This window comes from Mesobacillus stamsii, assembly GCF_030814065.1.
Classification (GTDB): domain Bacteria; phylum Bacillota; class Bacilli; order Bacillales; family Cytobacillaceae; genus Mesobacillus; species Mesobacillus stamsii.
The window spans coordinates 21,158-40,123 of sequence record NZ_JAUSUN010000005.1 but is presented as its reverse complement, the minus strand read 5'-3'; the positions used below and the strand labels follow the sequence as shown (position 1 = coordinate 40,123).

Here is an 18,966-nt window from a genome sequence, read left to right as displayed (position 1 = left end):
ATTTGTCCCTATTAGCTAATCTAATTGTCATAAAAAGATCATTGTATTATAATGAAAGAAAAGAATTTTCTAAAAATTTTAACTAAGGAGGCGTCAAGATGGAAGCAAAACCGTGGCTGTCGCAATACCCTCCGGAAATTCCTGCTCATTTGGAAATTCAGGAAGCAACCGTCCAGGATTATTTAAAGAGGACTTCTGAGAAATATCCTGAGAAAGTGGCCATCCATTTCATGGGCAAAGAACTGACGTATAAGCAAGTCTACAATTATGCGAAAAAACTGGCTGCCTATCTGCAAGAGCTGGGAATCGAAAAAGGAGACAGGGTGGCGATCATGCTTCCAAATACTCCCCAGTCGATCATCAGTTACTATGCAATCCTAATGGCCGGCGGAATCGTCGTCCAAACAAATCCGCAATATATGGAACGTGAACTGGAGTACCAGATGAAGGATTCCGGAGCCAAAGCAATTATTACTCTGGATATTTTATTCCCGCGGGTATCCAAGATCATCGCCAAAACTAATTTAGAGAATATAATTGTAACCGCTATCAAAGATTACCTTCCATTCCCCAAGAACCTTGTTTATCCTTACATCCAGAAAAAACAGTATGGTCTGATCGTGAATGTGAAGCACGAAGGCCAGAATCATCTTTTTACCGAGATTATGAAAAAACCAGCGGGCAAATGGAAGCAATACGAGCTTGATTTTGAAGAAGATATGGCAGTATTGCAGTATACAGGCGGTACAACCGGATTTCCGAAAGGGGTCATGCTCACTCATAAAAACCTGATAGCAAATGCGGCTATGAGCAATGCCTGGCTGTATAAATGCAAAGAAGGCGAAGAAACTGTCCTGGCGATTCTTCCGTTTTTCCATGTGTATGGGATGACAGCTGTTTTGATTCTGTCTGTCATGCAAGGACAAAAAATGGTACTTTTACCGAAATTCGATGCAGAAACGACGTTAAAGACAATTGAAAAACAAAAACCGACACTTTTTCCAGGTGCTCCAACCATTTACATTGGATTGCTGAATCATCCGGATATTAAGAAGTATGATCTGTCTTCGATTGATTCCTGCATCAGTGGCTCTGCCCCCCTTCCGGTGGAGGTCCAGGAGAGATTCGAGGAGGTAACGGGCGGGAAGCTTGTCGAAGGATACGGATTGACTGAATCGTCACCGGTTACCCATGCTAACTTCTTATGGGATAAAAAGCGTGTGAAAGGAAGCATCGGCGTGCCATGGCCGGATACAGATGCTGCAATTTTCTCATTAGAGACTGGCGAGCCGCTGCCGCCTGGTGAAATTGGTGAACTGGCTGTAAAAGGTCCGCAAGTAATGAAGGGCTACTGGAATAGACAAGAAGAAACGGAGCAGGTGCTAAAGGATGGATGGCTGCTGACTGGTGATCTTGGCTATATGGATGAAGAAGGTTATTTTTATATTGTCGACCGGAAGAAGGATATGATTATTGCCGGGGGCTTCAATATCTATCCACGTGAAATCGAGGAAGTCCTTTATGAACATCCTGCGGTACAAGAGGTTGTTGCGGCAGGAATACCAGATCCATATAGAGGAGAAACGGTGAAAGTCTATGTTGTGCTAAAGGAAGGCAAAGAGGCGAGCGAGGAGGAACTGAACGAATACTCTCGCAAACACCTGGCAGCTTATAAGGTGCCAAGACTTTATGAATTTAGAAAAGAACTGCCGAAAACAGCAGTCGGCAAGATTCTCAGAAGAGCACTTGTAGATGAAGAAAAAGCAAAAATAGAGGACCACCAAAAGCGAGCGTAACTTTAAAGCCCTGCTTGCACGGCTCTTTCTTTTTGGCAAAGAAAGCTTGTCCAATGAAACACATTTTCTTGACAGCCAAAATAGGAAACACTATTATTAAATTATGAATGATTATTCATTCAGCAAGCAGCAATCCAGAGTAAAATTAGCAAATCGGAGTGAGACGCTGTAGCATTTATTGCTTGTGCTTTTCCTTTAAACAGGAGTGGACGAAATGAAAAAAAATAGGCCGAAGTATATGCAAATAATTGATGCAGCAGTAGTCGTTATTGCAGAAAATGGCTATCACCAGGCGCAAGTGTCTAAAATCGCAAAGCAGGCTGGAGTAGCTGATGGAACCATTTATTTGTATTTTAAAAATAAAGAAGACATACTGATTTCTTTGTTCGAGGAGAAAATGGGTTATTTTGTGGGAAGTATTGAAGAAAAAATTGCAGGAAAGCAAACAGCAATAGAGAAGTTATATATGTTGGTCGAAACGCATTTTAAAATTCTTTCAGATGATCGGCATCTTGCGATTGTGACCCAGCTGGAGCTAAGGCAGTCAAACAAGGATCTCCGCCTTAAAATCAATGAGGTGCTAAAGGGCTACTTAATGCTGATCGACAAAATCATTAAGGAAGGCATAGAAAATGGGGAGTTTTCTAGCTCTTTAGATGTGCGTCTCGCAAGGCAGATGATTTTTGGTACGGTGGATGAAACCGCGACTTCATGGGTTATGAACGAACAGAAGTACCAGCTTACTGACCTGGCTAAAAAAGTTCACCAACTGCTGATCAACGGCTGCGGGTACTACGATGACAAACAAATTTCATCAAGTCCTTTGTAAAATGTCATTGTGGAAACATGAAAGAAGGAATCGCCGATTGGGAATAGTCCTTAGTTGAAAAAAAGGAGGGGAAAGTATGGAATATCTTAAATGGTCTACGAAGGACAGGGTAGCTACGATCACGATCGACCGTCCACCAGCTAATGCGCTTGCATCTGGGCTGCTGAAGGAATTATCGGTCGTCCTTGATGAAATCGAGGGAAATGAGGAAATCAGGGTAGTCCTAATTCATGGTGAAGGAAGGTTCTTTTCAGCAGGAGCAGATATCAAGGAATTCACTACAATTAAAACAGGAGAAGATTTTGCCCAGCTTGCGGAGTACGGTCAAGATTTGTTTGAACGGATGGAACATTTTCCGAAGCCAATTATCGCTGCTATTCATGGCGCGGCATTGGGCGGCGGACTTGAACTTGCGATGGCGTGCCATTTCCGTCTAGTAGCGGAAAATGCGAAATTGGGATTGCCAGAACTGCAGCTCGGACTGATTCCAGGATTTGCAGGCAGCCAGCGTCTTCCGCGTTATGTAGGCGTTGCCAGAGCGGCAGAAATGCTGTTTACGAGCGACCCAATCACTGGTGTGGAAGCAGTCCAATTTGGATTGGCTAATCATGCTTACCCTGAAGAGCAATTGCTTGAAAACGCATACAAGCTTGCTGGGAAAATCGCGGCAAAAAGTCCAGTTTCTCTCGGTGCAGCTATTAAACTCTTGAACTATTCCAAACACGAATCCTTCTACAAAGGAGTTAAGGAAGAAGCCAAGCTCTTCGGCGAAGTCTTCCTGTCAGCGGATGGGCAAGAGGGAATTAAGGCTTTCCTTGAAAAAAGGTCACCGGAATTTACAGGAAGATAAGAAAAGCGCAAGCGCCTAGGAGTCTGTCCGACGTTATTCTGTAAGAAAATCCTTTTGGCATAAAATATTTTCAATCTTTAGAACAACTTAAATGTTTGAATACTTAGGAGGGGAACAAATTGAATATTTACGTACTAATGAAGAGGACGTTTGATACAGAAGAGAAGATCACGCTATCAAACGGGAAAATCAATGAAGATGGCGCTGAATTTATCATCAATCCTTATGATGAGTATGCAATCGAGGAAGCAATCCAAGTCAGAGATGCTCACGGTGGAGAAGTAACAGTCCTTTCAGTCGGGAATGAGGAAACCGAGAAGCAGCTACGTACCGCATTGGCGATGGGAGCAGATAAAGCCGTATTGATCAATATCGAGGATGATGTAGAAGACGGAGACCAGTTCACTACTGCGAAAATCCTTGCTGAATACCTTAAGGATAAAAATGCAGACTTAATCCTTGGCGGAAATGTGGCTATCGATGGCGGATCAGGCCAGGTAGCGCCTCGTGTTGCCGAACAGCTTGGAATCCCTTATGTAACAACGATTACGAAACTAGAAATCAACGGAACGACTGCAACGATTACTAGAGATGTCGAAGGTGATTCAGAGGTAATGGAAACAAGCCTACCTGTTCTTGTAACTGCACAGCAGGGCCTGAACGAACCGCGCTATCCATCTCTTCCAGGAATTATGAAAGCAAAGAAAAAACCATTGGATGAGCTTGAACTTGATGACCTTGATCTGGATGTGGATGATGTAGAAGCTAAGACCAAAACGATTGAACTTTATCTCCCTCCGCAAAAAGAGGCAGGGAAAGTCCTTCAAGGAGAGCTAGCCGATCAGGTTAAGGAACTAGTCAGCCTGCTCCATACTGAAGCAAAAGTCATTTAAGATAGAAAAATCAATATGCAGGAGGGAAATCATATGGCGAGAAAAGTAGTAGTATTGGGTGAAGCTCGTGAAGGACAACTAAGAAATGTTTCTTTCGAGGCAATTGCAGCTGCTAAAACAGTTGCAGAAGGCGGAGAAGTAGTTGGAGTACTGCTCGGCGAATCTGTAAAGTCATTGGGAAATGCCCTATTTCAATATGGAGCCGACAAAGTGATCGTAGTAGAAGATGCTAAGCTGGCTCAGTATACACCTGACGGGTTTTCCCAGGCATTGATGGCTGTTATGGAGCAGGAAAAGCCTGAGGGAATTATTTTCGGACATACCTCACTTGGAAAAGATTTTGCACCGAAAATCGCAAGCAAATTGGGCTCAGGACTCATTTCAGATGCGGTAGCGGTGGAGGAAGCAGGCGGAAATCTTGTGTTCACTCGCCCCATCTATTCCGGTAAGGCTTTTGAAAAGAAGATTGTCACGGATGGTCTAGTGTTTGCGACCATTCGTCCAAACAATATTGCTCCATTGGAGAAGGATGCTGACAGATCTGGTGAAGTAACAACTGTTACAGCAGAAATAAAAGATATAAGAACGATCATTAAGGAGGTTGTCCGCAAAGCGACGGAAGGCGTAGACCTGTCAGAAGCAAAGGTCGTGGTAGCCGGAGGGCGCGGTGTAAAAAGCGAAGACGGTTTTGAACCTCTTAAGGAACTAGCAGACGTCCTTGGCGGCGCGGTTGGTGCATCCCGCGGTGCTTGCGATGCTGACTATTGTGATTATTCCCTGCAGATTGGCCAGACAGGGAAGGTTGTCACCCCTGATTTGTATATCGCAGTTGGTATCTCCGGAGCAATCCAGCACCTGGCAGGTATGTCAAACTCAAAAGTTATCGTAGCCATCAACAAAGATCCAGAAGCGAATATCTTTAAAGTGGCAGACTATGGAATCGTTGGCGACTTATTCGAAGTCGTTCCCATGCTCACAGAAGAGTTCAAGAAGCTCAAAGTAAACGCATAAAATTTCCAATGAAGAAAACGGACGAGAACAGCGTTCGTTTTTTTTTTAAAAGGTAAGAAACAAATATGGCGGGCTTCGCACCGCCACCATCTACAATGAGATCCTCAATGGAGAAAAAATGGAGATTCTGGATTTGCAAAAAATGGTAGATAGACAACGAAAGCGAGCATTACAGACATTGCTGAAGGACTAAATGGGCGTATTTTTCGCTATCATCGGGAAATGTTATGCTTTCATTGGGATCATATGACGTACCTAGAAAAATTCATTAATAAAGTAGAAGAACAAATTGACAAATTACTCACTCCTTATCACAAGGAAAGTGAATTGTTAGAAACGATACCTGGTGTCAACAAAGCTGCATCAGCGACGATTATCGCTGATATGGGTGTTGATATGTCAGTATTTAAGTCGGCTAAATATCTTGCATCATGGGCTGGAGTTAGTTCAGGAAATTACGAGAGTGCCGGTAAAAAAAACAAGTAAAATAACGGCAGGAAACAAAGCATTACGGACAATCGCAGTAGAATGTGCATTTGAAACCACAAAACTAAATAACCGCATCACCGCACACCGTAAAAGAATTATGAAGCGACAGGGAAAAATGAAAGCACGAGTCGCTTCCGCTCATTTAATTTTGACCATTGCTTACAACATCTTAAAAACAGGAGAAGCGTATCAGGAACTAGGCCCCGAATACGTTCAACAAAAAAGGCATGATAAAGAACTAAAAATGAAGCGGTTCACGGGCACAAGAAAGGGAAACATGTGCCCGTGAAAAGAGGAAATAGCGGTTCACGGTCACATAAAAGGGAAACATGTGCCCGTGAAAAGAGGAAATAGCGGTTAACGGGCACATAAAAGGGAAACATGTACCCGTGAAAAGAGGAAACAGCGGTTCACGGGCACATACAAGGGAAATATGTGTCCGTGAAAAGAGGAAACAGCGGTTCACGGTCACATAAAAAGGAAATATGTGCCCGTGAAAAGAGGAAACAGCGGTTCACGGTCACATACAAGGGAAACATGTGCCCGTGAAAAGGGGAAACAGCGGACGACGGTCACATAAAAGGGAAACATGTGCCCGTGAAAAGAGGAAACAGCGGACGACGGTCACATAAAAGGGAAACATGTGCCCGTGAAAAGAGGAAACAGTGGTTCACGGGCACATACAAGGGAAATATGTGCCCGTGAAAAGAGGAAACAGCGGTGTTAGACCCGCCAGCCACAGGACGTGGCGTTCTAGGCGTGCAGCGCTTGTCGGGGCTGACCAAGGCGCTTGCGCTTTTCTAGGAATATTCACATTTAAAGGGGGTATATTATACCCGGAGCAGATAAATAGCATCAATGGATAGACAATGATATACTAACGATATTATTTAGAAATATTTTAGGAGGCATTTAAATGGCTATTACACATGCTACTGACGCAACTTTTGCTAACGAAATAGGATCAGGTATAGTGCTTGTTGATTTTTGGGCACCATGGTGCGGCCCTTGTAAGATGATCGCGCCTGTGCTTGAACAGATAGACGCAGAAATGAGTGACAAGGTGAAAATTGTGAAGCTTGATGTGGATGACAACCAGGAAACAGCAGCAAAGTACGGCATCATGAGCATCCCAACATTACTTATGCTCAAAGATGGACAACCGGTTGATAAAATTATCGGTTACCAGCCGAAAGAAGCATTAGTAGGACGTATTCAACAGCATATTTAATCTCAAAAAAAGAGGCTGACTCAAAAGGTTGAATAAATCCAACCTGAGAGTCGCCTCTTTTATTTTATCTTTAAACTTGACTCGAATGGAGTAGAAGACGCGAAGACAGCCGATAGATGAGACCCCGTAAAAGCCAACACGGACGAGGAGCTTTAACGACGACCGAAGCGCCTGGAACGGAAATCGATGGACTATTTTGGTAAGTAAAAATAAAGAGGGTGCTCAAAGGTTATACTTTTGTGACACTCTTTTTTTTACAAGATAAGAAAGCATAAAATTCACTTCGAGAATGGTCTAACTCCAGCGCCTAGCCCCTCGAGTCGCTTCGGTCCGACCCATGAAGTCAAAGAACGACTTCACTGGTCGGCCCTCCAGCGCTTGTCGGGGCTGACCAAGGCACTTGCGCTTTTTTTACTAGTTTTCTCAAAAAGTTCATTGACAGTGAAAATCATTCTCGATTATAATAACAAATGTAAATGAAAATCATTATCATTTATGAGGTGAATGATACTACATAGGGGGATTTCAAGCATGAATAAGAAAAAGCACCTGATCACAATCTTTGCAAGTTTTTTAATGGCAAGTACTGTATTGGCGGCTTGCGGAGGAGATCAAACAACAGATAAGCCGGAACAAACGAAACAGGCTGAAACAGAGGGAGATAAGAAAGAAACGAAGGAAGAAGTCGTAACGGGTACAGATGTTGCAAAACAAGTTGCAGCATATACCGATATGATGTCTGAGCTAGCAGTTGCAAAAGATGGTCAGGAAGTGGATTGGGATACTGTCCAACAAAAATACGAGGCAGGTCTTCAAAAAGGAATTGCTGACTTTAATCCTGAGTTTGACCAGGCAATCCAGGCGGCGCTTTCTGCGGGAAAAAACGGAGAAATGGAACCAATTATCGCTGTTCAATTGGCAGATAAGACAACTCAATCTTATTTTTATCAGATCCAAAAGGTCCTGCAACAGGAAGCTGCTGATGCTCTTGGGAATGAGAAACAAAATGAGGTGAATTTTGCATTTGAACAAATCAAATTTCTGGCAGAAAAGATTTTCATTCCGACAGCTGAAAAACGTGATAGCTATTATGAGCTAAGCGGAGATTCAAGTCTTGTCGAGAACATCAACTCCGGCCTCTCCGCACAGGAAGAAGCAATTGCTGCTGGCAATGTGGAAGATTTCCAGGTTTTTTTACAAGTAACGGATAAGTCAATCTTCAGAAGCTACTATCTCGCGGTAAAATCATATGCTGAGAAAATGGAAGCAGGAGCGAAAGAAGGAAAAGAGAAGCAAGAATTATCCATCATGCAAGCAGAGGCATGGGGATTCTATCAAGCAATCAAAGGATCACTTGGCGGTGGAGATGAAGCAGCCGCAGCTCAGTTAGAAAAGCTGCTAACACTTAACACAACGGATCCGGCCACCATTAAAGCAGCGGAGACAAATGCATTATTCGCAAAGACAATTTCTGGGAAAATTAAAGGGTATTATGAAAAAGCTCCAAAGCTTCTTGCTGAAAAGAATATAGCAGAAGCAAAAGGAAGTGCAATGGAGGGAAATATGTTCCTGAAAATGCTTCAAGGGCAAATGACTGAAAAGTTAGGGGAAGAAAAAACGCAAGCTGCCTTTGCAGAAGCGGAAGCATGGTATAATGCCATTGCGGATAATAAGCCGGAAGATGCAAAAGTAAGTGGCAACGCAGTGATTTCCACAGTGGATAGTCTACTTTAACAAATGGGAGCCGCAGCAATGTGGCTCTATTGCCGTTTTTTTCTAAAAATGATGAGAAAAATGGACTTGTGCTAAGAAAAGAGGGTTAATTAGTGAAAATATTGATCACGGGGGGAGCGGGTTTTATCGGCAGCCATTTTGCAGTGAAAATGCTCAAGGAACAGCATGAAGTGGCGATCATCGATAATTTACACCCCTATTATTCTGTTGAAAGAAAGAAACAGCATCTCCATATAATAAAGGAAGCAGGGGAGTATCCATTTTATCGAAACGATCTTCTTAACCGCGATGAAACGATAAGCTTGATTAAAAAAGTTTCCCCGGATGTCATTGTGCACCTTGCTGCTTTGCCTGGTGTTGCTTATTCCATCCTTCGTCCACTTGAATACATAGATTATGATGTAAAGGCAACCGTTAATGTGCTGGAAGGTGCTGGTCAGGCAGGTGTAAAGCAAGTCTTGTTTGCTTCTTCATCATCTGTTTATGGAATGATGAAAAATAAACCATTTAAAGAAGAAATGGCTTGTGGGAAACCTATCTCTCCTTATGCCGCGTCTAAATATGCTGCTGAATCTTTTTGTCATGTATATGGCCGCCTATATGGAATGGATGTTACAATCCTCAGGTTCTTTACTGTGTACGGTCCATGGGGAAGGCCGGATATGGCGATTGCAAATTTCTTAAAGAAAGCAAAGAACAAGGAAGCGATCACGATTTTTGGAGAAGGTGGAACCCGTGATTATACATATGTTGGGGATATAGTGAATGGCATGGCCCTTGCATTGCAAAAGCTGCAACAAAGCGCTATTCTTAATATCGGTTCTGGAAGGCCAATTTCGATGAATCAGTTATTGGACGAGCTTAAACTGTATTATCCTGATCTAAAGATTCAACGGGAAAATCATCGTGCTGGAGACGTAGATAACACATGGGCAGATATTTCACTGGCACGTGAATTGCTTGGTTATGAACCAGAGACGGATTTTAAACAAGGAATTGCAAAAACAGTGGCATGGGCTGAGCGGTATGCTGACTTCCTTTAAGAAACGCTTTTCGAAAATAGGAATGATAGAAAGGGGCGCTTGATGATGAAAAGTGCTTCAAAATTTGAGAAATTTGCCGCTCGAAGCTGGAATTTACTTAATGAAGGCAAGCCTTTTACGCCGATTTTCACAGTTGGTACGATGGTATTCTTTCATCTCGGAGATTTTGCTGCTGGGATTTCCGATTTTTTGCTTGCGGCCTTAATTGTACTGCCGTTATTCGTCCTGTATTTTGTTTTTGATTTTCCGCTTTTTCTGAGAAACTATTTGTGGATTCCCTTTGTCGTTTTTATCATAGTCTGGCCAGAATTGAATATAAATCTGCTGCTGTTCGCCGCTGGTTTATACTTTTTCTTTACTGTGTTTTTCTGGGGAACGTTTTATTACCATCTCAGAATTGGTACTTCATGGCTTAACTTTTCGAGATTTTGGAAGCTTGTTTTAAAGAATAGTGACTCCACTAGCGGCAATGCTCAGGAACAGCTTCCTAAAATATTTCTGCTGCTCTCTGTTTGGGAACTGTCTTATACTGCAATAGCACGCGAAACGACTGTGCCATTGTTCCATATCGCCTTGTTTTATGGTTTTGTATTGGTGTATACCTTCATTCTCCACAGGTATTTGTTTGATTGGAAACCAAAGGCGTATGACCGGTATACAAAGGATGATGGGCCAGAGGTGCCTGAAAATGGGCTTTCGGATAAGGTGATTGTCATCGTTATTGATGGAATGCGCAAAGAACGCTTTTATGAGGCAAATACCCCTTTTCTCGATCAGATAAAGGAAAACGGGACTGAATATTTAAATATGGAAACAGTGTACCCTGCAAGGACCGTGGTTTGCTTTAGCTCCATGTTCACGGGAACTTATCCATTTGAGCACGGCATTAAATCCAATATGGTCTATAAACTTGGGGTCCACACGGAGACTATTTTTGACTCGCTGAGGAAAGTAGGCAAAAGAGGAAGACTGCTCGGCATTGCCCATCTGGTAGACGCAATGGGAAGCGATGTTGAAACCGTGACGGCTGTGATGCACAAGGATAAGGCTGACACAAACATGCTCGCTCGGGCAAGAAAAATCATCGACGAGCAGGACCCTGACTTGTTTGTCGTGCAAATGATCGGAACAGATCAGGTAGGCCACAGCCGCGGTGTCCTCTACGATGATTATATCGAAAAAATTGAGGAAGCGGACGCACTGATTAAGGAGTTTGTTCAGTGGCTTGAGGCAGAAGGAAAAATGGAGAATACTACGCTTATCGTTTGTGCAGACCATGGTCAGGCAGACGGAATTGGGGGTCATGGCCATCTTGATGAAGGGGAGAGATTTGTTCCATTTTTTATGCATGGTCCGCATATTCGTGAAGGACAAAAAGTCCAGGAAAAGCACAGCCTCGTTTCACTGGCCCCGACGCTTGCTTATCTGATGGGAGCGCCGTATCCAGCTAACAGCAGGGGGAAAGTATTAATCGACGCAATCAAAGCAAGGAAGGAAGAGACTCAAGTTGAATAAAGTGATCGTGTTTTTGCCGGCATATAATGAAGAAGGTTCAATAGCGGAAGTGATTCGCAATATACCGCGCAGTTTTGCCGGTGCTAATCAGGTAGAAGTGCTCGTTATTGATGATGGATCAACCGATGGAACTGCTGCGGAAGCGAAAAAAGCCGGAGCAGATCATATCATCCACTTTGAAGAAAATCGTGGACTCGGTGCTGCCGTCCGAAAAGGATTGCAAGAGTGCTATCAGAGGGGAGCAGATATTGGGGTGATGATCGATGCCGATGGAGAATATCCCGCATGGCAAATTCCGGATATCGTCAAACCAATCATCAATCGAGAAGCTGATTATACGATGGGCTCACGATTTAAGGGTACGATTAAAGGAATGAAATTTCATCGCAGAATAGGGAATTACTTTTTTACTTTTGTGCAAACCATATTATTGAGAAAATGGCTTTTTGACGGACAATCAGGAATGAGAGCATTTTCAAGGCAAGTCTTGAAACATGCGGAAATCATCCATGATTATAATTATGCGCAAGTGTTAACGCTGAATATTGTCCGCAAAGGCTTTACAGTGCTGGAGGTTCCGATCCAATACCGTGTGAGGACAAAAGGCACATCCTTTATTTCGTTCGAAAAATATGTAAAGAATGTCGTGCCTGCCGTCTACCGAGAAATGTCCAGACCGGTAGCAAAGCTAGCTGGAGAAGAGCTTTACGAGCGTAAACGCGGGGAAAATAGCGATCAAAATACGACGGTTATCAATTATGATTGACATTCAGAATGATAATCATTATCATTATCATTGTAGGAGGGAAATACCAAATGAAAAGAGCGATATTTTTTTGTTTTTCATTGATATTGATTCTCAGTAGCATTCCGCAGTCTGCTAACGCATATTCATACGGGGATCCCAATGAAGAAAAAGTTGCAGAGGTTTATAAGGAAATGCAATTGAAACTGGATGAAACCCCTCCGAATTTTTCAGCGGCAAAATCCCTGTTTGAAACAGTAAAGGAAGAAATCGACATGCATATGGGGACCGAGCCTGGAGAAATCATTATCAAAAGCTTGAATGACGAAAACAAAGAAGCTGTCATCGAGAATATGGAAAAACTGCTCGTATTAAATATAGCGAGAAGGCTTGAAAGCATCGAACAGAATTTTGACGAATATGACAACTCGAAAAAACTGCTTGCAAAAGGATTCGCTACCTATCAAACTTTATCGCCAAAAATAGAAGCACAAAATGCTGAAGTGGATCAGCAAATCAAAGCTGATTTTGATGCTGCACTGGAAGCACTAGGGAATCCCGGACTTTTTGGAGTCGGGAAAAAACCATCTAACATCAAAACTTTTCAAGCAAAAAAAGAGGCAATCCTCGATTCCCTGCAAAAGCAATTCAATCTTGCCAGCCTTGAAGTTGGGCACTTTACTGAGAGTGCAACTGACCAAGCAGGAAATGGAAAAAAGGATTGGACGGATTTATCGAATTTTCGCAACTGGATACCAATTGTAATTATCCTGGTAATAATAGCAGCGGCAGTGGCCATCGGCATTAACAGAAGAAAATCATAAATTTTAATGACACCTTGGAGAGGGGAGAAGCGGCAATGGAAGTTCAAGCGCTATTGATTACGTTTCGTGAAGTATTGGAAGCATTGTTAATTATCGGGATTATCACCACCTACTTAAAAAGGATGGATCATTCCAAATATACGAAATATGTATGGCTCGGTGCAGGCCTTGCAGTTCTTGCTAGTATTGGGGTTGCGATTCTGTTCCAGGTTGTGTTTACAGGATTCGCCGCAATGGGCAGTGAAATATACCTAAAAATTGGAATTATGCTTGTTTCCACGCTCCTTCTGACGCAGATGGTGTTTTGGATGGCGAGTCACAGCAAGAATCTGAAAGGCAATATGGAAGGGAAAATGAATAAATTCATTTCGACTGGAAATATTGTCGGCATGGTTATTCACTCCTTCCTCGTTGTCTTGCGTGAAGGAGTCGAGACGGTTTTCTTCTTTGCTGCGATCACCGGCGGAAACATTGGTGCAGCGATGCAGGGATGGGGAGCAATTACCGGAATACTGATCGCTGTAGTCGTTTCTTATATGTTCTTCAAAGGTACAATGAAAGTGAAGCTAAAGACATTTTTCCAGATTACAGGAGCATTCATCATCTTGATTTCTGCCGGTTTGCTTGTACAGGCAATTTCCATGATGCAGGACATTAACTTAATTGGAAGCGTTATGTATCATGTTTACGATCTTACTTGGCTATTGCCAGAACATCCGATTGATTACGCACATTACCTCAGGGACAATGGAGTAGCACCACTTATCTCTGGTGATGTCGGAATCTTCCTGAAGGCATTGTTTGGATACTCATCGATGCCATCCATTGAGGAAGTCATTGCGTATATTGGCTACTTTTCGGCCATTTTGCTGCTGACAACATCACGCAGCTCCAAAAAACAGCAAACAGCTGAAAAACCGTCAGAAGCAAAGCAGGTCAATGCACTGAATCCATAAGCGTAAATCTTCTCTCCCCAAAAAAGTACAGGGATATTCCTTGTACTTTTTTCATACGTAAAATCAAAGTTGGTGTTTGAACATGAATTTCATGAAATTTCACAAAGCGATGTGGATCGGGTTCAGTTCCCTTGCTATCCTTTATGTTTTCTTAAATCAGTTCAGCCATCTGAATTCCTTCGTCTCTTCCTGGGATCAGGTTGATTTTGTCCTTGCGCTGGACCGTTACGATTTAAGAGCAATGCAGCCTCATTTTCCAGGCTATCCTTACTTTATTTTAGCAGGCTTGCTGATGAATAAATGGCTGCAGGATCCAGGACAGGCATTAGTAGCAGTGAATGTACTCGCTTATGCGAGTTCACTTGTACCTGTGTATATGCTTGCATCAAGAGTAGTCTCAAAGGAAAGTGCCTATCTGGTCTCAGCCCTCCTTTATACAGCGAGCTATCCGCTGATCATCGTCAATCAGCCGATGTCAGAAGGTGCAGCACTCGCCGGATTCTGGTGGTTCTTCTGGAGCATAGTGGCAGCGGAATCAAAATCTTCAGGAAAATGGCTGCTCCTCCCGCTATTTTTATTCAGTGTGCTACTAGGGATCAGGTTGAGTTATCTTCCGATGGGGATCGGCATCGTCTATTTGTTATACAAAAAATGGAAAGCGCAGGAGCTTCCCTTGCAAAGTGTGATAAAGTTTGTCGTTATCGCCGTCCTGTTTCAGCTGATTTGGGTTGGCGGACTGATCCTAACGGAGGGAAGCTTCGTGTCTTTTCTTGAGTTGGCTTTCGGATTCACCGGCGGTCATTTTAAGGAGTGGGGAGGCACCTCAGCGTCGAATGACCTTTCCTTTTTGACAAGGATGAAGGCATTCGTGCTCACCAATATTTTGTGGTGGGGAATATTTTCGCAAACAACTATTTTGATGGTATTATATATAGTTATGGGCAGCATGATTTTCTTGCCGGCTCGCAAAAGCGGGGTTTGGAAGGAGACCACTGTCCAATTGAGTCTATTGCTGTTGCTTGCTTATGGAGGCTGGGCGTTTTTTGCCCAGAATATCGACAAGCCGAGGCATATACTGCCTTTGGCACTGCTGATTGTTTTTTTGGGCTCGCTCTTTTTTTTACGAAAAAGAGCCGGGAAAAGTCCACGCTATTTAGCTATTGGCTTAATCATTGCCCAGGCAATTGTTTCAACTAGCTATGTGCAAAAACAAGCTGAATCATTCCCTGCTGTGTATCAGCTGGCAAATTATCTTCAGGAGCAGCCTGATGGTTTTGTCGTGTATACATGGGAGGAAACAAGGGTGATGCAGTTCCTCGGAATGACTTATCCTCATAAACGAGTTTACACCTATGAGGTTTTTCTTCATGACCAGCAAGTATATGAAGGAAAAACGATTTATGTAACAAACAGTGTGCTAGAAGGGTTTCGCGCTCAGGGTGTCGATCTCGGCGGAAGGCTTGAAGCAGTAAAAACGTTTTCGTCCAACGAAATTTTCGACCCAGTCTATCATGAGATTGTTTTATATAAATGGACACCGTAACAGGAGGTGAATGGCATGAATGAGCAAATCAAGAATAAGCTTGCTTTTCTCCCTGCACAGCCAGGATGTTATTTAATGAAGGACAGGCAGGGAACCATCATTTATGTGGGGAAAGCCAAGATTTTGAAAAACAGAGTGCGCTCGTATTTTACCGGATCGCATGATGGTAAGACGCTAAGACTTGTCAATGAAATCGAGGACTTTGAGTATATTGTCACCTCTTCCGATATGGAAGCATTGCTGCTAGAAATCAATCTGATCAAAAAACATGACCCAAAATACAATGTCATGCTGAAAGATGATAAGAGCTACCCTTTCATCAAGCTGACGGCAGAGCGGCATCCAAAGCTGATCATTACCCGCAAAGTTAAGAAAGACAGCGGCAAATATTTTGGGCCATATCCGAATGTCCAGGCAGCCAATGAGACGAAGAGACTGCTCGATAGAATATACCCGCTCAGGAAGTGCTCGACGCTGCCGGACCGCGTCTGTCTCTATTACCATTTGGGCCAGTGTCTGGCACCATGCGTCAAGGATATCAGCAAAGAAGAGTACAAACAAATTACGGATGATATCACGAAATTTTTGAATGGCGGTTACAAGCAAGTTAAACTTGATTTGACAGAAAAGATGGCTGCAGCTGCAGAAGAACTTGACTTTGAGAGGGCAAAGGAGTTTCGCGACAGGATTGCTCATATTGAAGCAACAATGGAAAAGCAAAAGATGACAACGACAGACTTTACCGACCGGGATGTGTTTGGTTATGCTGTCGATAAAGGCTGGATGTGTGTTCAGGTTTTTTTTATCCGCCAGGGAAAATTAATAGAACGGGAAGTTTCGATGTTCCCGATCTACAACGAACCTGAAGAGGACATTCTCACCTATCTCGGACAGTTTTATGCGAAAAATGAACATTTCAAGCCAAAGGAAATTTTGGTGCCAGAAAGCGTCGATCTCGAGCTGGCTGAAGGTTTGCTAGGCGTAAAAGTCCTCAAGCCCCAGCGCGGCAAAAAAAAGGAGCTAGTCCATTTGGCTTCAAAAAATGCAAAGATAGCCCTGCAGGAAAAGTTTTCGCTGATCGAGCGCAATGAAGAAAGAACGATCAACGCAGTCGAGAACCTTGGCAAACAAATGGGGATTTATACACCGTATCGGATCGAATCATTTGATAACTCCAATATCCAGGGGACCGACCCAGTTTCAGCGATGATCGTATTTATCGATGGGAAGCCTGAGAAAAGGGAATATCGGAAATATAAAATCAAATCAGTGAAAGGGCCAGATGACTACGAGTCGATGAGGGAAGTCGTTCGCCGCCGGTATACTCGAGTGTTGAGAGAGGGATTGCCTCTGCCTGATTTGATCCTTATTGATGGCGGGAAAGGACAGATCGATTCCGCCCGGGATGTCCTTGAGAATGAGTTAGGTCTTGATATCCCGATTGCCGGTCTGGCCAAGGATGATAAACACCGGACTTCCCAGCTGCTTTATGGCAACCCGTTGCAAGTAATCGAATTGCCGCGGAACAGCCAGGAATTTTACTTGCTGCAAAGGATTCAGGATGAGGTGCACCGTTTTGCTATTACCTTCCATCGCCAGCTGAGGGGGAAGAGTGCTTTCCAGTCCATCCTTGATAATATTGACGGCATTGGAGAGAAACGCAAGAAAGCACTTTTGAAGCACTTTGGTTCAGTGAAGAAAATGCGCGAAGCTACGGTGGAAGACTTAAGTACAGCTGGATTGCCGGCGAATATCGCACGGGAACTATACCAGAAATTGCAGGATTAAGGTAGCAATCTCGTTTGTTGTATGCTATAATGATAAAAATTTCATATTGCTATCACTTTAGAGTAATAAAGTGTAGATAGAGGTGCAAGTTTCAAAAGTAAAAGTCCGGAGAATGATCGGATTCGAGGAAGGCTTTGAAAGGGGATGCTTGCCGAAGTGGGGAGATGCCTATCGATTTTCCTGCTGGTCCTTCGTTGAATAAACGCAGGATTGTCAAGATTGCCATCTTGGAGTGCTATCTCATGTTGCAGCGTATATACACGTTTATCAAGCAATGGGAGCCACTTCCATTGCTTTTTTTGTTTTTCCGCACTTTTTTAAGGGATATACATATGCGGAGAAACCATGGAGTTCTTACAAGGCAAAATAAAGAGGAAGAGGCAGGGGAAACTTATGGGATTAATTGTTCAAAAATTTGGTGGTACATCGGTTGGCAGTGTGGAGAAGATCAGGAATGCTGCCTCACGAACAGCAGAAGAATGGAAGAATGGCAATCAAGTCGTGGTAGTGGTTTCGGCAATGGGCAAGACGACCGACCATCTTGTCGACATGGCGAACGAGATTTCCGAGGCACCATCCAAGAGGGAAATGGATATGCTTTTGACGACTGGCGAGCAAATCACCATTGCGCTTTATGCGATGGCGCTTGCACAGAACGGCATTGAGGCCATTTCTTTTACGGGTTGGCAAGCGGGTGTTAAGACCGAAGCCATCCATGGAAACGCTCGGATAATTGACATCGAAACAGACAGAATTTCGAAAGAGTTGTCAGCTGGAAAGGTAGTCATTGTTGCTGGATTCCAGGGTGTAACAGCTGATGGGGATATCACTACACTTGGACGCGGTGGCTCAGATACAACTGCCGTCGCACTAGCAGCTGCTTTGAAGGCAGATAAATGCGATATTTATACAGACGTGACTGGGGTATTCACCACAGATCCAAGAATAGTGAAAAGCGCTAGAAAGTTACTGAACGTTTCTTATGATGAAATGCTTGAGCTTGCGAACTTAGGAGCAGGGGTGCTTCATCCACGTGCAGTCGAATTCGCTAAAAATTACGGACTGCGGCTGGAAGTAAGATCCAGCATGGAAAAAGAAAGCGGCACGATTATCGAGGAGGAAAATGAAATGGAGCAAAATCTAATTGTACGCGGAGTAGCATTTGAAGACCAGATCACAAGAGTATCCGTACTTGGGGTTAGCACTTCCTTAAAAGGGCTATCTACGATTTTTTCAACACTCGCCCAAAACCACATCAACGTAGACATCATTGTTCAGAGCCGTACAGAGGCTGGCGCGGCCAATATTTCTTTCTCCATCAAGAGCACTAATCTTCCAGAAACACTTGACGTATTGGAGAGCAATAAAAAATCATTGAATTACCAATCAATCGAATCGGAAACAGGCCTTGCAAAGGTATCGATCGTAGGGTCGGGAATGGTCTCCAATCCAGGAGTGGCCGCGAAGATGTTTGAAGTCCTTGAAGAAAACGGCATTCAGGTGAAAATGGTCAGCACATCAGAAATCAAAGTTTCCACCGTTGTCCCTGAAAAACAGATGGTAAATGCCGTTGAATCACTGCATGAAGCATTCGAGCTGTTTTCAGGAACAGTTAAGACGAACTAAATAATCTATTGAAGCTTTCCGGGACATAGGAAAGCTTTTTTATATGCTGTTATGCGACCGTAAATGGAAAAGTAAAAGTTTATGGTCACTTTA

General features: G+C 43.3%; 17 protein-coding genes and 1 riboswitch. All 17 genes read left to right on the top strand.

Going from position 1 to position 18,966, the window contains the following annotated elements; all coding sequences use genetic code 11:
* Positions 1–98: 98 nt before the first annotated feature.
* The 17 genes from J2S25_RS05480 to J2S25_RS05400 all read left to right on the top strand — a co-directional run bounded on the left by J2S25_RS05480 (position 99) and on the right by J2S25_RS05400 (position 18,873).
* A complete protein-coding gene (locus J2S25_RS05480; RefSeq protein WP_044393471.1) occupies positions 99–1,796 on the top strand; it encodes a long-chain-fatty-acid--CoA ligase in 1,698 nt (565 codons plus the stop codon).
* Positions 1,797–2,010: 214 nt separating this feature from the next.
* Positions 2,011–2,625, top strand: coding sequence for a fatty acid metabolism transcriptional regulator FadR (fadR, locus tag J2S25_RS05475; RefSeq protein ID WP_044393473.1), 615 nt, complete (start codon positions 2,011–2,013; stop codon positions 2,623–2,625).
* A gap of 76 nt (positions 2,626–2,701) precedes the next feature.
* The gene (locus J2S25_RS05470; protein ID WP_044393474.1) at positions 2,702–3,475 is read left to right on the top strand and encodes an enoyl-CoA hydratase; all 774 of its coding nucleotides are present in this window, start codon (positions 2,702–2,704) and stop codon (positions 3,473–3,475) included.
* Positions 3,476–3,594: 119 nt separating this feature from the next.
* On the top strand, positions 3,595–4,368 hold the full coding sequence (locus J2S25_RS05465; protein ID WP_044393475.1) for an electron transfer flavoprotein subunit beta/FixA family protein: 774 nt from the start codon (positions 3,595–3,597) through the stop codon (positions 4,366–4,368).
* 15 nt (positions 4,369–4,383) lie between these two features.
* Positions 4,384–5,379: an electron transfer flavoprotein subunit alpha/FixB family protein gene (locus tag J2S25_RS05460; RefSeq protein WP_277813882.1), complete on the top strand. Its 996-nt coding sequence runs from the start codon at positions 4,384–4,386 to the stop codon at positions 5,377–5,379.
* 246 nt (positions 5,380–5,625) lie between these two features.
* The gene (locus J2S25_RS05455; RefSeq protein WP_157841623.1) at positions 5,626–5,865 is read left to right on the top strand and encodes a transposase; all 240 of its coding nucleotides are present in this window, start codon (positions 5,626–5,628) and stop codon (positions 5,863–5,865) included.
* The gene (locus J2S25_RS05450; RefSeq protein WP_307191459.1) at positions 5,843–6,157 is read left to right on the top strand and encodes a hypothetical protein; all 315 of its coding nucleotides are present in this window, start codon (positions 5,843–5,845) and stop codon (positions 6,155–6,157) included. The genes J2S25_RS05455 and J2S25_RS05450 overlap by 23 nt, the downstream gene beginning before the upstream one ends.
* A gap of 627 nt (positions 6,158–6,784) precedes the next feature.
* Complete coding sequence (trxA, locus tag J2S25_RS05445; RefSeq protein ID WP_044392466.1) at positions 6,785–7,099, top strand: thioredoxin; 315 nt, start codon at positions 6,785–6,787, stop codon at positions 7,097–7,099.
* Positions 7,100–7,630: 531 nt separating this feature from the next.
* Positions 7,631–8,833, top strand: a complete 1,203-nt coding sequence (locus tag J2S25_RS05440) for a hypothetical protein (protein WP_307191458.1) — start codon at positions 7,631–7,633, stop codon at positions 8,831–8,833.
* 92 nt (positions 8,834–8,925) lie between these two features.
* Positions 8,926–9,876, top strand: coding sequence for an NAD-dependent epimerase/dehydratase family protein (locus tag J2S25_RS05435; protein ID WP_044393071.1), 951 nt, complete (start codon positions 8,926–8,928; stop codon positions 9,874–9,876).
* Positions 9,877–9,921: 45 nt separating this feature from the next.
* On the top strand, positions 9,922–11,391 hold the full coding sequence (locus J2S25_RS05430) for an alkaline phosphatase family protein (RefSeq protein ID WP_307191544.1): 1,470 nt from the start codon (positions 9,922–9,924) through the stop codon (positions 11,389–11,391).
* Complete coding sequence (locus J2S25_RS05425) at positions 11,384–12,157, top strand: glycosyltransferase family 2 protein (RefSeq protein WP_084221781.1); 774 nt, start codon at positions 11,384–11,386, stop codon at positions 12,155–12,157. The genes J2S25_RS05430 and J2S25_RS05425 overlap by 8 nt, the downstream gene beginning before the upstream one ends.
* Positions 12,158–12,207: 50 nt before the next feature.
* Positions 12,208–12,960, top strand: a complete 753-nt coding sequence (locus J2S25_RS05420; protein WP_044393069.1) for a hypothetical protein — start codon at positions 12,208–12,210, stop codon at positions 12,958–12,960.
* 35 nt (positions 12,961–12,995) lie between these two features.
* The gene (locus J2S25_RS05415) at positions 12,996–13,916 is read left to right on the top strand and encodes an FTR1 family iron permease (RefSeq protein ID WP_307191457.1); all 921 of its coding nucleotides are present in this window, start codon (positions 12,996–12,998) and stop codon (positions 13,914–13,916) included.
* Positions 13,917–13,998: 82 nt separating this feature from the next.
* Positions 13,999–15,459 carry a hypothetical protein gene (locus J2S25_RS05410; RefSeq protein WP_307191456.1) on the top strand — a complete coding sequence of 487 codons (1,461 nt, stop codon included), beginning with the start codon at positions 13,999–14,001 and terminating at the stop codon, positions 15,457–15,459.
* A gap of 15 nt (positions 15,460–15,474) precedes the next feature.
* Positions 15,475–17,247, top strand: a complete 1,773-nt coding sequence (gene uvrC / locus J2S25_RS05405; RefSeq protein WP_044393066.1) for an excinuclease ABC subunit UvrC — start codon at positions 15,475–15,477, stop codon at positions 17,245–17,247.
* Between the two features lie 69 nt (positions 17,248–17,316).
* Positions 17,317–17,493: riboswitch (Lysine riboswitch) on the top strand.
* 147 nt (positions 17,494–17,640) lie between these two features.
* The gene (locus J2S25_RS05400; RefSeq protein ID WP_307191455.1) at positions 17,641–18,873 is read left to right on the top strand and encodes an aspartate kinase; all 1,233 of its coding nucleotides are present in this window, start codon (positions 17,641–17,643) and stop codon (positions 18,871–18,873) included.
* Positions 18,874–18,966 lie beyond the last annotated feature (93 nt).

Excerpts from the sequence above, each read along its gene's own strand:
- J2S25_RS05480 (WP_044393471.1), top strand. The coding sequence starts at position 99 with ATGGAAGCAAAACCGTGGCTGTCGCAATACCCTCCGGAAATTCCTGCT.
- fadR (WP_044393473.1), top strand. The coding sequence starts at position 2,011 with ATGAAAAAAAATAGGCCGAAGTATATGCAAATAATTGATGCAGCAGTA.
- J2S25_RS05470 (WP_044393474.1), top strand. The coding sequence starts at position 2,702 with ATGGAATATCTTAAATGGTCTACGAAGGACAGGGTAGCTACGATCACG.
- J2S25_RS05460 (WP_277813882.1), top strand. The coding sequence starts at position 4,384 with ATGCAGGAGGGAAATCATATGGCGAGAAAAGTAGTAGTATTGGGTGAA.
- J2S25_RS05455 (WP_157841623.1), top strand. The coding sequence starts at position 5,626 with ATGACGTACCTAGAAAAATTCATTAATAAAGTAGAAGAACAAATTGAC.
- trxA (WP_044392466.1), top strand. The coding sequence starts at position 6,785 with ATGGCTATTACACATGCTACTGACGCAACTTTTGCTAACGAAATAGGA.
- J2S25_RS05440 (WP_307191458.1), top strand. The coding sequence starts at position 7,631 with ATGAATAAGAAAAAGCACCTGATCACAATCTTTGCAAGTTTTTTAATG.
- J2S25_RS05430 (WP_307191544.1), top strand. The coding sequence starts at position 9,922 with ATGAAAAGTGCTTCAAAATTTGAGAAATTTGCCGCTCGAAGCTGGAAT.
- J2S25_RS05420 (WP_044393069.1), top strand. The coding sequence starts at position 12,208 with ATGAAAAGAGCGATATTTTTTTGTTTTTCATTGATATTGATTCTCAGT.
- J2S25_RS05415 (WP_307191457.1), top strand. The coding sequence starts at position 12,996 with ATGGAAGTTCAAGCGCTATTGATTACGTTTCGTGAAGTATTGGAAGCA.
- J2S25_RS05410 (WP_307191456.1), top strand. The coding sequence starts at position 13,999 with ATGAATTTCATGAAATTTCACAAAGCGATGTGGATCGGGTTCAGTTCC.
- uvrC (WP_044393066.1), top strand. The coding sequence starts at position 15,475 with ATGAATGAGCAAATCAAGAATAAGCTTGCTTTTCTCCCTGCACAGCCA.
- J2S25_RS05400 (WP_307191455.1), top strand. The coding sequence starts at position 17,641 with ATGGGATTAATTGTTCAAAAATTTGGTGGTACATCGGTTGGCAGTGTG.